Source organism: Nannocystis bainbridge, assembly GCF_028368995.1.
GTDB lineage: Bacteria > Myxococcota_A > Polyangia > Nannocystales > Nannocystaceae > Nannocystis > Nannocystis bainbridge.
Genome location: NZ_JAQNDL010000002.1, coordinates 1,302,446 through 1,315,446, shown reverse-complemented (window position 1 = coordinate 1,315,446; position 13,001 = coordinate 1,302,446). Strand labels below are relative to the sequence as shown.

Annotated in this window: 10 protein-coding genes and 1 tRNA gene; 6 read left to right on the top strand and 5 right to left on the bottom strand. The window is 71.2% G+C overall.

Features of this window, described 5'->3' with window-relative positions:
- Positions 1-24 precede the first annotated feature (24 nt).
- The gene (locus tag POL25_RS22825) at positions 25-3,141 is read left to right on the top strand and encodes a hypothetical protein (protein ID WP_272088254.1); all 3,117 of its coding nucleotides are present in this window, start codon (positions 25-27) and stop codon (positions 3,139-3,141) included.
- Between the two features lie 745 nt (positions 3,142-3,886).
- Positions 3,887-4,315 (top strand): hypothetical protein, encoded by a 429-nt coding sequence (locus tag POL25_RS22820; protein ID WP_272088253.1) that lies wholly within the window; start codon positions 3,887-3,889, stop codon positions 4,313-4,315.
- A gap of 137 nt (positions 4,316-4,452) precedes the next feature.
- Here POL25_RS22820 and POL25_RS22815 read toward each other — a convergent pair.
- A tRNA-Thr gene (locus POL25_RS22815) sits at positions 4,453-4,525 on the bottom strand.
- A gap of 195 nt (positions 4,526-4,720) precedes the next feature.
- Complete coding sequence (locus tag POL25_RS22810) at positions 4,721-5,140, bottom strand: Kazal-type serine protease inhibitor family protein (protein WP_272088252.1); 420 nt, start codon at positions 5,138-5,140, stop codon at positions 4,721-4,723.
- A 131-nt stretch (positions 5,141-5,271) separates the two neighbouring features.
- On the opposite strand from POL25_RS22810, the gene POL25_RS22805 reads away from it, so the two are divergent.
- Positions 5,272-5,736, top strand: coding sequence for a hypothetical protein (locus POL25_RS22805; RefSeq protein ID WP_272088251.1), 465 nt, complete (start codon positions 5,272-5,274; stop codon positions 5,734-5,736).
- Positions 5,737-6,082: 346 nt separating this feature from the next.
- Here the strand turns inward: POL25_RS22805 and POL25_RS22800 are convergent, their stop codons facing one another.
- From POL25_RS22800 to POL25_RS22790, 3 genes are read right to left on the bottom strand one after another with little or no spacing between them, the layout of a single operon-like run.
- The gene (locus tag POL25_RS22800; RefSeq protein ID WP_272088250.1) at positions 6,083-6,733 is read right to left on the bottom strand and encodes an SCE4755 family polysaccharide monooxygenase-like protein; all 651 of its coding nucleotides are present in this window, start codon (positions 6,731-6,733) and stop codon (positions 6,083-6,085) included.
- Positions 6,726-7,568, bottom strand: coding sequence for an SCE4755 family polysaccharide monooxygenase-like protein (locus POL25_RS22795; protein ID WP_272088249.1), 843 nt, complete (start codon positions 7,566-7,568; stop codon positions 6,726-6,728). Before POL25_RS22795 ends, POL25_RS22800 begins: the two co-directional genes overlap by 8 nt.
- Before the next feature lie 52 nt (positions 7,569-7,620).
- Positions 7,621-8,997 carry a HEAT repeat domain-containing protein gene (locus POL25_RS22790; protein ID WP_272088248.1) on the bottom strand — a complete coding sequence of 459 codons (1,377 nt, stop codon included), beginning with the start codon at positions 8,995-8,997 and terminating at the stop codon, positions 7,621-7,623.
- A 482-nt stretch (positions 8,998-9,479) separates the two neighbouring features.
- On the opposite strand from POL25_RS22790, the gene POL25_RS22785 reads away from it, so the two are divergent.
- The 3 genes from POL25_RS22785 to POL25_RS22775 all read left to right on the top strand — a co-directional run bounded on the left by POL25_RS22785 (position 9,480) and on the right by POL25_RS22775 (position 12,696).
- Positions 9,480-11,066 (top strand): VanW family protein, encoded by a 1,587-nt coding sequence (locus POL25_RS22785; protein WP_272088247.1) that lies wholly within the window; start codon positions 9,480-9,482, stop codon positions 11,064-11,066.
- Positions 11,067-11,439: 373 nt separating this feature from the next.
- Positions 11,440-11,631, top strand: coding sequence for a hypothetical protein (locus POL25_RS22780; protein ID WP_272088246.1), 192 nt, complete (start codon positions 11,440-11,442; stop codon positions 11,629-11,631).
- 261 nt (positions 11,632-11,892) lie between these two features.
- Positions 11,893-12,696, top strand: coding sequence for an SPOR domain-containing protein (locus POL25_RS22775; RefSeq protein WP_272088245.1), 804 nt, complete (start codon positions 11,893-11,895; stop codon positions 12,694-12,696).
- The last annotated feature ends 305 nt before the right edge of the window (positions 12,697-13,001 follow it).

The window sequence follows — 13,001 nt, the reverse complement described above, 5'->3', positions numbered from 1 at the left end:
AGCCTCCTGTTAGGCTTGGCGCCCGTGTCCGCGACGCGCCCTGCCCGTGCACCTCGCCGCCTGCGCGGGGCCCTGGCGCTGCTCGGGCTCGTGCTCGCCTGCCTGTGCTGGCGCCCCGTCGAAGCGGCCACCCGTGACACGCGCTGGCGCACCCTCGAGAGCGACCACTTCTACGTCCATTACTACCAGGGCAACGAGTACGCCGCCGAGAAGGCCGCCATGGTGCTCGAGCGGGCCCACGACCGGCTCTCGACCAGCCTCTCGCACGCCCCCTGGCTCAAGACCCACGTCGTCTACCAGGACCACACCGACGCCGCCAACGGCCTCGCCAACACCAGCCCTTACCCGCGGATCGTCGCCTACGTCACCGCCCCCGACTCGATGTCCGTGCTCGAGGGATACGACGACTGGATCGACATCCTCCTGACCCACGAATACACGCACATCATCCACCTCGACACCGCGCACGGCATCCCGCGGATCGTCAACGCCCTCCTCGGCTTCGGCCGCGCCGGCAAGGTCTGGCAGCCCAACGTCATCCAGCCGCGGTGGTTCGTCGAGGGCCTCGCCAGCCACGAAGAGTCGCGCCTCACCAGCCAGGGTCGCGGGCGCCACACCCAGTGGGAGATGTACCTGCGCGCTCCGATCCTCGAGCACGGCTTCATCCCCATCGATCGCGTCTCCTCCGGCGCCAACGTCTTCCCGCACGGCAGCAGCGTCTACCTCTACGGCCTCTACCTCCTGCGCTACATCAGCAACCGCTACGGCGAGGACAAGCTCGCCGAGCTCAACCACGTCTACGGCGGCCAGACCCTCCCGTTCGCCATCAATCGCGCCGTCCAGAAGGTCCTCGGCGTCAGCTGGGAGACGCTGTGGGAGGAGTTCGAGCTCGACACCGTGCGCCGCTTCCAGGCCCAGGCGCGCGCGATCCGGGCCCGTGGCATCCGCGAGGGGCGGCGCGTCACCTTCACCACCTCCGCCCAGGCCTCCGGCAACTTCGTGCGCCACCCGTTCTGGGCGCCCGACGATCAGCACATTTACTACTTCGAGGACGACGGCCACTCGAACCCTGGCATCCGCCGGATCCGCAGCACCGGCGCCGCCCTGCGCGAGGGCGTCGGCATCGGCAAGCAGGGCATGTCCGTCGGCGTCGAGCGCATCGTCGAGCTGCAGGACGCCGCCTCCGGCTCGTTCGTCGGCGTCTCCGAGGACATGGTCTTCGAGGTCTGGGGCGTGCACGACCTCCGCTACTCCTGGACCGACCTGTGGCGCTACCGGCCGCCGGCCCCTGGCGCCCGCGACGTCCGGCAGAACCCCGGCGACTTCGAGCAGCTCACCTTCGGCGCCCGCGCCCGCGACCCGCACGTCTCGCCTGACGGTCGCACCGTCGTGTTCTCGCGCAACGACGCCGCCCAGGCGCGCCTCGCCTTCCTCGACCTCGCCACCAAGGATGTCACCGAGGTCGCCCCGCTCGAGCGGATCCAGGTCGTCACCACCCCGCGATGGTCCGCCGACGGCAAGAAAGTCGCCTACTCCGCCTTCCGCGAGGGCGGCATGCGCGACATCTACATCTACGACCGCGAGGCTCAGACCACCTTGCGGGCCACCGCCGATCGCTTCCTCGACAGCGAGCCGAGCTGGACCCCCGACGGCAACTACGTCGTCTTCAACAGCGACCGCGACGGCGTCTTCAACATCTACGCCTACGAGGTCGCGACCGGCCGCGTCCATCAGGTCACCAACGTCCTCGGCGGCGCCTTCGAGCCGGTCGTCAGCCACGACGGCAAGCGCCTCGTCTACGTCGGCTTCACCGCCCACGGCTACGACCTCTGGGTCATGAAGCTCGACCCGGCCCAGTTCTTCGAGCCGTTGCCGGTGCAAGATCCGCTGCCGATCATCGACGATCCCACCCCTGACGAGATGGGCGATCGCGGGCGGCCCGTCAGCCTCAAGAGCCACCGTTACAAGGCCTACCGCACCTTCTTCCCGCGCACGATCTTCCCCTCCGCCCTCGCCTCTGCCACCTCCGGCAGCTTCGGCACCGAGATCGGCGCCTCGATCGGCGTCAGCGACGTCCTCGAGTTCCACACCCTCTCGATCAACGGCGGCTACAACACCGCCTTCGGCGCCCCCAGCGGCTCGATCGTCTACGAGTTCGCGCGCTTCCTGCCCAACTTCCGCCTGCTCGTCAGCCGCGACTACGCCCGCCGCGGCAGCTTCGAGCGCTACATCTACGACAGCCCCGGCGACCTCGTGCCCGGCGCCACCCCGCCGTCCTACCTGCAGCGCGGCTACGACGAGCGGATCACCACCGCGCGCGCCTCCGTCAGCGTCCCCGTCGTGCGCCACCCGGTCCACAACGCCTTCGCCAGCCTCAGCTACGCCTACACCCACTACGCCAACGCCAGCACCGTCCCGGCCATCGACCCCAGCGCCCCCGCCTCCACCTTGCCCGACCTCGGCGGCCTCGGCTCCGTCAGCCTCGCCTTCGAGTACGACGGCCGCCGCAGCACCCGCTACGCCTACGGCAACGAGACCGGCCGCGCCGCCAACCTCACCGTCAACCTCATCGACCCCCACCTCGGCGGTCGTTACTCCGACGTCTGGATCACCGGCCGCTACGTCGAGATGCTGCGCATGCCGTGGCGCGGCCACCAGGTGCTCGGCCTCTCGCTCGAGGGCGGCGCCTCGGCCGGCACCCTCGGCCGCCGCTCGCCGTTCTACCTCGGCGGCACCTCGCAGCAGGCCGAGGTCCTGCGCAGCTTCCTGCTGCGCGCGCCCTACGGCGACTGGGGCAACCTGCGCGGCTACCGGCCGTTCGCCTTCCCCGGCCGCTACTACGGCGTGCTCAACGTCGAGTACCGGATCCCGCTGGCCGACGTCGAGCGCGGCCTCGGCACCTTGCCCGGCTTCCTGCGCCGCCTGACCTTCGCCCCGTTCATGGACCTGGGCGCCGCCTGGGGCGCCAACGGCGAGAAGTTCACCCGCCAGATGCTGAAGTGGGGCGTCGGCGCCAGCTTCATCGCCAGCTTCAAGCTCGGCTACGGCGACGCGATCGACCTCATGCTGCAGTACGCCCGCGGCTTCGACGACGAGCTCGGCCTCAACTACTTCCGCGCCGCCGTCGCCCGCAGCTTTTGAAGGTGTCCTTCGGAGCATGTCCTCATGGACATGCCCCTTCGAACATGTCATCCGCTCGACCCGCAGCGCCTGGGGATCCTCGGGGACCACCTCCGTCGCCGCCTCGGACGTCCTCTCCTGCCCCCGAGCGCCTCTCGCAGGCCCTCGCACGCGCCATTGTGTGAGGCCATCCCGCGCGGCCGTCCCTCACGGCTCACAAGGAGCCGCGCCCCTGGCCGCGGGCGAATATGTCCGGAAGGACATGCCACGAGCGCAGCAGCACGCGGGACTGCCCGCAGGAACACGCGAGAGCGTTTCAGTCGTAGCGAAAACCTCTTGCAGGCCCTCGCGCACGCCCTGGCGCGAGGCCCCCCGCGCGCTGTCCCTCATGGCTCGCCAGGATCGGCGCCCCTGGCCGCGGGCGAATATGTCCGCAAGGACATGCCGGCCACCGCTCGTAACGAGCACACGCGCAGCCGCCCACGCCCTCGCGCATGCAACCGCGCGCCGGGTCGCGACCCCGGCCTGTGCGGAGCCCCTCGCGGCTCGCGCGGATCGGCGCGCCTCGCCGCCGTCGCCGTCGCCGCCGGATCTCGCAGCGCCTGGCCTGCGACAGCCACGTTCCGCGGTCGAAGCGACCGGCCTGGCGCATCACCGCGTCTCGCCGCGCTCTCGCCAGCGGCGGCCCCGCGACGCCGCCGGTAGCCCGAGTCACTTGCCCGGCCACCGACCTTCTTCACCGTAGAGGCCGCATGGGAGGTGAGCCGTGAATCAGAGTGACGCTCAGCGCAGCTTCGCGGGGACCAGCGACGATCCGGAGCCACGACCCATCCCGTCGGCGTACGCCGCCAACGTCCAGGACGGCGAGCTTTACCGCGTCTTCGAGGGCACCGCCGTGCACGACTGGTGGTGGGTCGTGCTCCCGTCCGACGTCCCGAGCCAGCGCCCCATCGACGACGCCATGCTCGGCTTCACCTGCCGCATGGAGAAGCACGACGACCTCCACTGGCGCGTCCAGGTCCAGGCCCACTTCCGCGACGGCGGCTCGCGGCCCGGCAGCGCCGTCGCGCTGCTCATCCACCGCGGCACCCCCGCTGCCGAGGCGCGCATCTTCACCGGTTCTCGCGGACATGTCGCTTCGGGCATGTCCATCCAGACCACGCTGCGTCCCGACGGGGAGCCCACGCCGCCGTGAAACTGACAGCGCCGCGGCAATGCGCCGCAGCCGGGCCCGTGCCGCCGCAAGCCGCCGCAAACCGCGGCACGACGGACAGGCGGCCTCCTGCGCGGGAATAGACCGCGACGGAGACCGCCTCGAATAAGAGAGACTCAAGCCACTTTCCGGACTCGAACCGGAGACCTGCTGATTACGAATCAGCTGCTCTACCAACTGAGCTAAAGTGGCACAACCGAGGGTCGGGCTTTTACCCGGCTGCACGAGACGCGTCAAGCACTTTTTGCGAGGCCTGCCCCGCGTCCGCAGCAGGTCTCTGCGCCCGCAGGCCGCCTCACGAACGACGCCTGCACGGCGTCCGCAAGCGACCGCGCGGCCATCCGCGCGGCGCCTCCGCGCTCGCTCGGAGCCCCTCGGCCCCACGCCTCACGTCGGCGGCGTCTCGGGGCACGCGCCGGGCGAGTAGCCGACCACCGCCTGGTCGCCGCACGCCACGCACTTGTTCGAGTACGACTTGCGCGCGCCGTCGGTCAGCTTGCCGCACACCGGGTTGTATTCGCGCGTGCACATGGTCGTGCGCGTCGTGCATTCGACGAACGCCGCGGGCGAGTCGTCCCCCGGCGGAGCCGTCGGCGAGGGTGTCTCGCCAGCGACCGGCGTCGTCTCGGGTCTGGTGTCGACCGCCGGCTGCGCGCCACCCCCTCCCGCACCGGCGGTCCCCGCAGGGTCGGCGGCGGTCCCGGGCGCTCCGGAGCCGGCGCCCGAAGTGTCCTTGCAGCCCCCGGCGAACAGAGCCGTGGTGGCGAACGCGAGGGCGAGGGTGCGAAGTAAGGCCTGGTGGATCATGTCGGTCTCCTGACGCCGCATCGGTAGCACGCCTCGGCGGACCGTGCATCCGGCGACGGTTCGCTTGCAGATCTCGCGACCATGGCGGACGCTGCTACGGTCTCCTCTGCCTCTGACTCGGAGCTGCCCCCATGCGCCGCGCGTCGTGCCTGTGTTCGCTCGCTGCCCTCGTCGCCCTCGCCCCGACGACCGCGACCGCGGGCCTCCGCCCCTGTCGCTTGCCGGTTCGCTCGGCCGCCGCCGGGAAACCATGCCAGGACCCCGGCCCGGCCCCGGTCGTCGCAGAACAGTACCCGCAACCGCGCGGCCTCAAGTCGCTGATCGTCGGCGCCAGCCTGTTCGCCTTCGGGATCCCCACCACGATCGTCGGCACCCTCCTGGTGATGAACCCGCAGGACCCCCCCCCGGGCCCCGCGCCCCAAGGCCCCTACGCGGGCCTCCACTTCCTGATCCCCGGCGCCCTGATGCTGCTCGTCGGCATGCCGCTCACCGCCATCGGCGCAGTCCGCTACGAGCGCTTCACGCGGAGCCGCGAGGACTGGACCGCGAAGATCCGCGTCAAGCCGACCGGCGGCGGCTTCGCGCTACAATTTTAAAGAAGAGCCTCCGAAGCCAGCACGCCGAGCTGTCCGAAAGGCCAGGCCCGCTTCGAGTTCCCTCACCTGTCCAACAGGACAGGCATCCTGCCGCCGCCTGCCGAACTTCGGCCTGCCCGGTAGCTTCGGTCCATCCGAAGCCTCAACCTGCCCCCAGCCTTCAGCCCGCCCTGGTAGCTTCGGTTCAATCCGAAGCCTGCCCGACAGGTCGGTCCAAATCGAAGCCTCAGCCTGCCCGCAGCCTCAGCCTGCCAGGTAGCTTCGGGCCATCCGAAGCCCCTCAGCCTGCCGCAGCTTCAGACCATCCGAAGCCCTCAGCCTGCCGCAGCTTCAGGCCTTGGGAGCTTCAGCCCGCCCGCGAGCGTCGCCGCCAGCCGAGCAGCATCACCAGCGCCAGCGGCCCCGCCGAGCCCGTGCGGCACCCGCTGCTCGCCTCGTCGCTCTCCGGCGAGCTCGCCGGCGCATCCTCGCTGAGCACCAGGTCCGCGCACTGGTAGTACAGGTCGTTGCCGTCCCCGTACGGCCCCTTGTCCGTCATCACCTGCACCAGCTGCAGCGTGCAGCGCTCGCACGCCACGTCCGGCAGCGTCACCGCCTGCTCGTACGTCTGCGTGCCCTCCTTGTCGGCGATGAGATCGACGAGCACCACCGCAGGATCGCCGCTCTGCCCGGCCTCTGCCGGATCGGCGAACGCGTCCTGGCCCTCCTCGTCGAAGGCGATGCGGAAGTAGCCCGGGTGCGCCACCGTCTCCTGCCACCGCACCGTGATCGTCTGCCCCGGCCGGAACGTGCTCACCACCTCGCCGCGCCCGTCCTCGCTGCCGGCCCCGCACGGCCCGCGCTTCTGTTGCTCGTGTCGCGGCGCCGGCTCGATCAGGCGGATATGCGCCAGCGCAGCGCTGGGCCAGCCCAGCAGCCCGCCCAGCGCCAGACCACCGCAGAGCCCCCACGACGCGACAGCCCGCTGCCGCCGCCTCGGAGCGCTCGCATCAACCACGCCGTCTCCTGCGCCCCAGCAACAACAACAGCGCCGCCAAGCTGCTCCCGCCGGCCCCGCCCGTGTTGCACGAGCCGCAGCCGCCCTCGCCCTCGCCCAGGCTCTCGGTCGCGCTGCCGGTCCCGTCGCTTTCGTTGCCGCTCTCGGCCGTCGTGCCGTCTCCGGCCGTCGTGCCGCTCTCGGCCGTCGTCCCGGTCGTCGGCTGCGGATCCCCGCCGGTCGTGCCCGGCTCGCCCGTGGTCCCGGGCGTCCCCGTGCCCTCCGAGGTCTCGCTGCCGGTCGTCGCCTCGCCCGTCGTCGTCTCGCCCGCGCTCGTCTCCTCGCCCGTCGTCTCGGCCGCCCCCTCGAGCACGATGTCGGCGCACTGATAGTAGAGGTCGTTGGTGCCGATCTCGTACGGCGGCTTGTCGGTCATCACCTGGATCAGCTGCAGCGTGCAGTTGTCGCAGCTCATCAGCGGCAGCGTCACCTCCTGCTCGTACATCTGCTGCGAGCCCTGCTTGTCGGCGATCTCGTCGACCAGCACCGCCGGGTTCGAGTAGAAATCGTCGAAGCCGGCCGGGTCCCCGAAGTCGTCGTGGCCGTCGTTGTCGAAGCTGATGCGGAAGTGGCCCGGGTGGTCGACCGTCTCGGTCCAGCGGACCACGATCGACTCGCCGCCCTGGAACACCGCCACCTCGTCGCCGCGGGTGTCGTTCGGCCCGACCCCGCACGGGCCTGACTTCTGGTCGACGTGCCGCGGCAGCGGCGAGCTGAGGGCGATGTGAGCGTGGGCCGCGGTCGCGGTGACGGCGACACAGGCGAAAGCGAGGACGGGAAAAGCGAAGCGGTGCATGTCGATGTGCTCTTTCGCGCACACCGATTGTACGGCTCCAGCGACGCGGCGCCTACTCCGGCGCCGCCACCTTCGAGTCGTCGCGGGCGCTGCGGATGCCCTCGAGCAGCGACTGCGCGCGCTCGGAAGTGAGCGTCCCGTCCCCCTTGTGCGCGGCCGCCAGGCGCTCCAGCCACGGCTCCACCGCTGCACGAATTTCGGGAGTCGTGGCGCGGATTTGCCCGAGGACCTTGAAGATCTCGTTCTCGTAGTTTTCGGGCGGCAGCAGCAGCTCGAAGTGGTCCTGCTGGCCGTCGGGCCGGAGGTACACGACCTCGACCGGGCACGTCGTGGCCCGCTCCTCGGGCGTCGCCGTGTCGTACGCGTGCATCAGGGGCACGTTCGCGCGCTCGTTGCCGAGGATCCCGAGGCTGAACACGATCGCGCAGCGCACCGAAAACGCGGCTGACGGCAGGCGATCCGTCAGCATCAGGTCGAGGTCCTTCGCCTCACGCTGGTCGCGGTGCTGCGCGATCGCCCACGCTGCCACGCGCTGGGCCTTCTCGTCGCCGCGCTGGAGGATCTGCTGCAGCGCCGGCAGCAGCTTCGGCACCTGGATATAGCCGGCCGCGATCAGCAGCCGCCGATCGATCACCCCCGCCGCCAGGTCGCGCTCGAGCTCGCCCACCAGGGCGTCGGCCACGTCGCGGTCCTGGTAGCGGGCCAGCGAGATCAGCGCCTCGCGCCGCAGGTTCGGGTCCGGCGACTTCATCGTCTCCCGCAGGTCGCCCAGGATCGCCTTGCGCTCGGAGGTCACGTCGATGAAGCGGCCCAGCGACCAGGCCGCCCACGCGCCGACCTCGCCGCCGCGGGCCAGCTGCTGGCGCAAGGTCGGCACGATCGTCGGGTGCCGGCGCATCGACAGCTCGGCGATCGCCTGCAGCCGCCGGGGCTGACTCTCGGGCTCGTCGCCCCGGAGAGAACTGACGTGAATTCCAACCCTTCGGTAGTAAGAGTTGAAGTCCTGGTTCACGAAATTGAACAGCAGGTACGTCACCCCGCCGCACAGCAAAAGGACGATCGGGAAGCTGACCGACGAGCGCTGCATCGTCGCCGCCACCATCGCCGCCTCGTCGCTCGCGCGCGCGAACTTGGGGTCCTTGCCCTGGAGGTGGGTCAGGCGGAACGCCCCGCCGAACATGAACTCGTCGATCAGCAGCGCGTCGGCGATCGCTACCACACACAGCGCCGTGTAGTAGGCGACCAGCAGCATCGACTCGGTCGAGGCCTCGGCCGGCACCTCGCGGATGAGCCGGGCCAGGAACACCGCCGCGATCATGCCGGCCAGGTTGGTGGTCACCGCGGCGACCAGCAGCTTGTTGCGGACGGGGACCCCGCGCGCACGCGGACCATAACCAGGGGGGGGACCGGAGGGTTCGGCGGGCGCCACGGGGCTCGTCATACCGCGGATGGACGCCTCCCGGGGCGACCGGTTCCGGCAACCCGTCTCGCCGCTTCCGGCTGGCGAATCCCGCCGCCTCCTGCGCTCGACCCACGCTCCCGAGGGTCATGAAGTCGAGCCTCCCCGGACTCCCTGCGCGCCGAAGTCGTCGCTTGACAGAGGCCTCCACCCGCCCCGACCGCACGGGCCGCCAGACCCCCTTGCGTGGGCTTCAGAGGCAATGGCACGGTTTCGCTCCGAGGCCCCGGTTACGTCCCCCTCGGCTCGCTCCGGCCACGCCCCCCTCCCGCAACAACTAGCCGCGAGCCCGCCCATCCCGTCGCTGAGCCCGCCGTCTCGCCGTCCCCGGCCTTTGGCCGCCCGCTCGAGCCGCCTCTCCCGACATCTTCATCCGCCCCGCCGACCGCGCCTCCCCCCGGGATTCGCCGTTTTTTGGACTTCCGTCGCCCACCTGCCTAGCGTCGCCTCCCATGTCGCAGCCAGCACCGCGCGCCGCAGCGGCCGCCCGCACGCTGGCCCCTCGTCGGGCCCAGCCGCGCACGCTCGTGCCGACCGCCACGCCCGCGCTCGAGCTCCTCGACGCGTCCGAAGCGGCCCCCGAAGCCGCGCCCGAGGCCGTCCCCGCCGCTCGTCGGCGCCGCCTCGGCGTCCTCCCCGTCCTCGAGTCCACCGCCATGGCTCTCGGCCTCGCGGCCGTCGCCGCCGTGCTGTGGCAGGACCTCGCCGCCGCCCGCGACCCGGGCCAAGTCATCCCCGGCGTCCGCCTCGGCGGCCACGAGGTCGGCGGCCTGACCGCGGCCGAGCTGCCCGCGATCGCCGAGACCGCCGTCCTCACCGCCCTCGATCGCAAGCTCCTGCTCGCCGCCCCCGGCGTCGAGGTCGAGACCACCGCCCGCGCGCTCGGGGCCGTGCCCGCGCCCGAGGCCGCGATCGAGGCCGCCCTCCGCGTTGGCCACAGCGGTGACCTCCTCGCCGACCTGCGCGCCCGCGACCGGGCCCTCCGCGGCGAGGTCGACCTCGCCCCCGGCTTCCGCTTCAACGAAGAAGTCGCGCTCGCCCAGCTGCTCGCCCTCGCCCCCAAGGTCGAGCGCCCCAGCCTCGCCACGCGCTTCGACATGGACAACCGGCGCGTCCTGCCGGCCCAGCGCGGCACCCGGCTGTCCGCCTTCGACTCGCTGTCGGCCGTCGCCGTCGGCCTCGCCTCGGGCGGCGACCGCATCGACCTGGTCACGCAGCCAGGTCCCGAAGTACCTGACCCTTGGGCCAGCATCGCTGACGGCCTCGACATCGGCGCCGTGCTCGCCGCCTTCGAGACCCCGTACTCGACCGAAGCCAACTACGCCGACCGCGCCTACAACCTCAAGATCGGCGCCGCTCCGCTCGACGGCTTCGTCCTGATGCCGGGCGCCACCATGTCGTTCAACCAGATCGTCGGCGATCGCACCGGCGAGGCCGGCTACCGCTTCGCCGCCGGCATCGCCGACGGCGAGCTGATCGACACCGTCGGCGGCGGCATCTGCCAGATCAGCTCCACCCTCTACGGCGCCGCCTTCTTCGCCGGCCTCGACCTCGTGCACAGCCGCCCGCACAGCCGGCCCAGCGCCTACGTCGACATGGGCCTCGACTCGACCGTCGTCTACGGCCACGTCGACATGAAGCTCAAGAACAGCTTCGACTTCCCGGTCGTGTTCCACACCAAGGTCGCCGCCGGCAAGGTCCGTATCGAGGTCCTCGGCGCTCGCAAGGTGTTCGACGAGGTCGCCTTCGAGCGGCGCGTGCAGGAGGTCCTGCCGTTCGAGACCATCGTTCGCAGCGACTCCAGCCTCGCCAGCGGCGCCGAGACCGTGTCGCAGCGAGGCATGCGCGGCTTCAAGGTCGTGCGCACCCGCAAGCTCTACCAGGCCGGCGAGATGGCGAAGACCGAGTCCTGGGACCTCTTCTACCCGCCCACCACCGAGATCCTGCGCCGCGGCACCAACCCGCGCGGCGAGCGGCCCGAGGCCAAGAAGCAGCAGCCCCTGCGCGACCCGGCCCGCGAGCTGCGGATCGTCCACTGAGGCCGCGAGCGTCCACCTGTCCCTCGGGACAGGATGAACCCGTGACTCGCAGCGACTGAGCTGTCCCTCGAGACGGCGCTCGGTGACCGCGGAAGCGTCTCATCGACCTGTCCCACGAGACAGGCCGATCGCGCGCGGAGCCACGCATGCGCCGCGCCATGACGGACCTGTCTTATAAGACATGCCGATCGCGCGCGGAGCCACGGGCACGCCAGGCCACATCGGACCTGTCTTATAAGACATGCCGATCGCGCGCGGAGCCACGGGCACGCCAGGCCACATCGGACCTGTCCCGCGAGAGACAGCCGCGCGGCCGCGACGCGAAGGCAGTTCGAGCCACGCCGCTGGCCCCCTGCCCCTCGGATCGGCTCCGGTGCACCGCCTCGCCGGACGACCGCCGTTCGCCGCTCTCATCCTGCAGCCGTGCACCCTCGTCGAGCTCGCCGACCTGCCCGACGGCGGCGAGCTGCGCGGCGACCTCCAGAGCGTCGGCAACGAGCGCCTCGCCAGCCTATCCGCCCTGCTGCCCGGTTCGCCCACCACGCGCGCCGGCGCCCCGCCATGACCTGACCTCGAGCTCAGCCCGGCACCACGACGAGCCCATGCTCCTCCGTCGCGCCCCGTTCGAGAGCGACGCTCCCCGCTGCCTGGAGGTCGTCGGGCCTCGAGCATTCGCTACCTCGTCGTCCCGCTGCCCGCCGGCTTCATCGCTCCCCGGCTCCACACGGCGCCGACCGCGGCTCGCTTGAGCACCCCCGGACTGCCGAATTTTTTGTCCCACACGGGACCTGACCTACAAGGAGGCACTCGCCGGAGCCGTACCATCATGCCAGAGCTGACCGCCCCGAAGGAAAAGGTCGATTTCTCGCTCGACAACCGCCAGGTCTTCTTTTTGTTCTTCGGCCTGTCGGTGGTCGGCTGCTTCGTCTTCGCGCTCGGCGTGATGGTCGGGCGCCGCAACGACGCCGGGAACGCCAACGCCCAGGCCGTCGCGCACAACGAGACCCGGGCGGTCCTCGCCGATCCCGAGCCGCTGGTCGCCGACGCCGGATACAGCTTCAAGGATGGCCTCCAGCACCCCGCCACCGAGGGCGTGCCGGAGACCCGCGACCCGGCCGTCCCGCCGCGCGACGAGAGCGTCGTGCGGGCCGAGCGTGAGGCGGCGATGGGCGGCGTGCCCGGCAAGAACAAGAAGCCGAGCAAGAAGCCCATCCCCGCGCCCGGCAAGGAGCCGGCGATGGCCTCGGCGCCCAAGGTCCTGCCGCCGCTCGCCAGCGTCGAGCCGCCGGCCGCCCCGCTGCCCGCCGCGATCGTCGAGAAGGACTCGGCCAAGGACAGCATCGTCGCCGCCGTCAAGGGCGACGTCGTCAAGGGTGACGCCCCGTCCGCCAAGGGCAAGAAGGGCTTCGCGCTGCAGATGAAGGCGTTCGCCAGCCAGGACGACGCCACCAAGCTGGCCGACAAGCTGCGCCGCAACGGCCACGAGGTCCGCGTCGAGTCGGGCGAGTCCGCCGGCCGCATGTGGCACCGCGTCCGCATCGGCGAGTTCACCTCGTGGGACGCCGCCGTCTCCGCCAAGGCCGCGTTCGAGAAGCAAGAGTCGGTGATCGCCTACGTCGTCTCCCTGTGAGCGACCCGCACCGCCAAGGCCGCGCTCTCCCTGGAGGCGCGGCCTTTCGCTTGGGCCCCGAAGGCCGCGCTCTCCCCCGGAGGCGCGGCCTTGGCTCGTGTCCCAAAGGCCGCGCTCTCCCTGGAGGCGCGGCCTTTCGCGTGTGCCCCGAAGGCCGCCCTCTCCCCGGCGCGGCCTTTCGCTCGTGTCCGTAAGGCCGCGCTCTCCCCCGGAGGCGCGGCCGTTCGCTTGTGCCCGGATGGCATGTCCATTCAGACATGCCCTTTTGAACATGCTCTGACAGACATGCTTACAAGGGCATGTCC

What these genes read in the sequence shown, in the direction of transcription:
- POL25_RS22810 (WP_272088252.1), bottom strand. Translation starts at nt 5,140, where the DNA reads ATGATCCACCAGGCCTTACTTCGCACCCTCGCCCTCGCGTTCGCCACC.
- POL25_RS22775 (WP_272088245.1), top strand. Translation starts at nt 11,893, where the DNA reads ATGCCAGAGCTGACCGCCCCGAAGGAAAAGGTCGATTTCTCGCTCGAC.
- POL25_RS22805 (WP_272088251.1), top strand. Translation starts at nt 5,272, where the DNA reads ATGCGCCGCGCGTCGTGCCTGTGTTCGCTCGCTGCCCTCGTCGCCCTC.
- POL25_RS22785 (WP_272088247.1), top strand. Translation starts at nt 9,480, where the DNA reads ATGTCGCAGCCAGCACCGCGCGCCGCAGCGGCCGCCCGCACGCTGGCC.
- POL25_RS22795 (WP_272088249.1), bottom strand. Translation starts at nt 7,568, where the DNA reads ATGCACCGCTTCGCTTTTCCCGTCCTCGCTTTCGCCTGTGTCGCCGTC.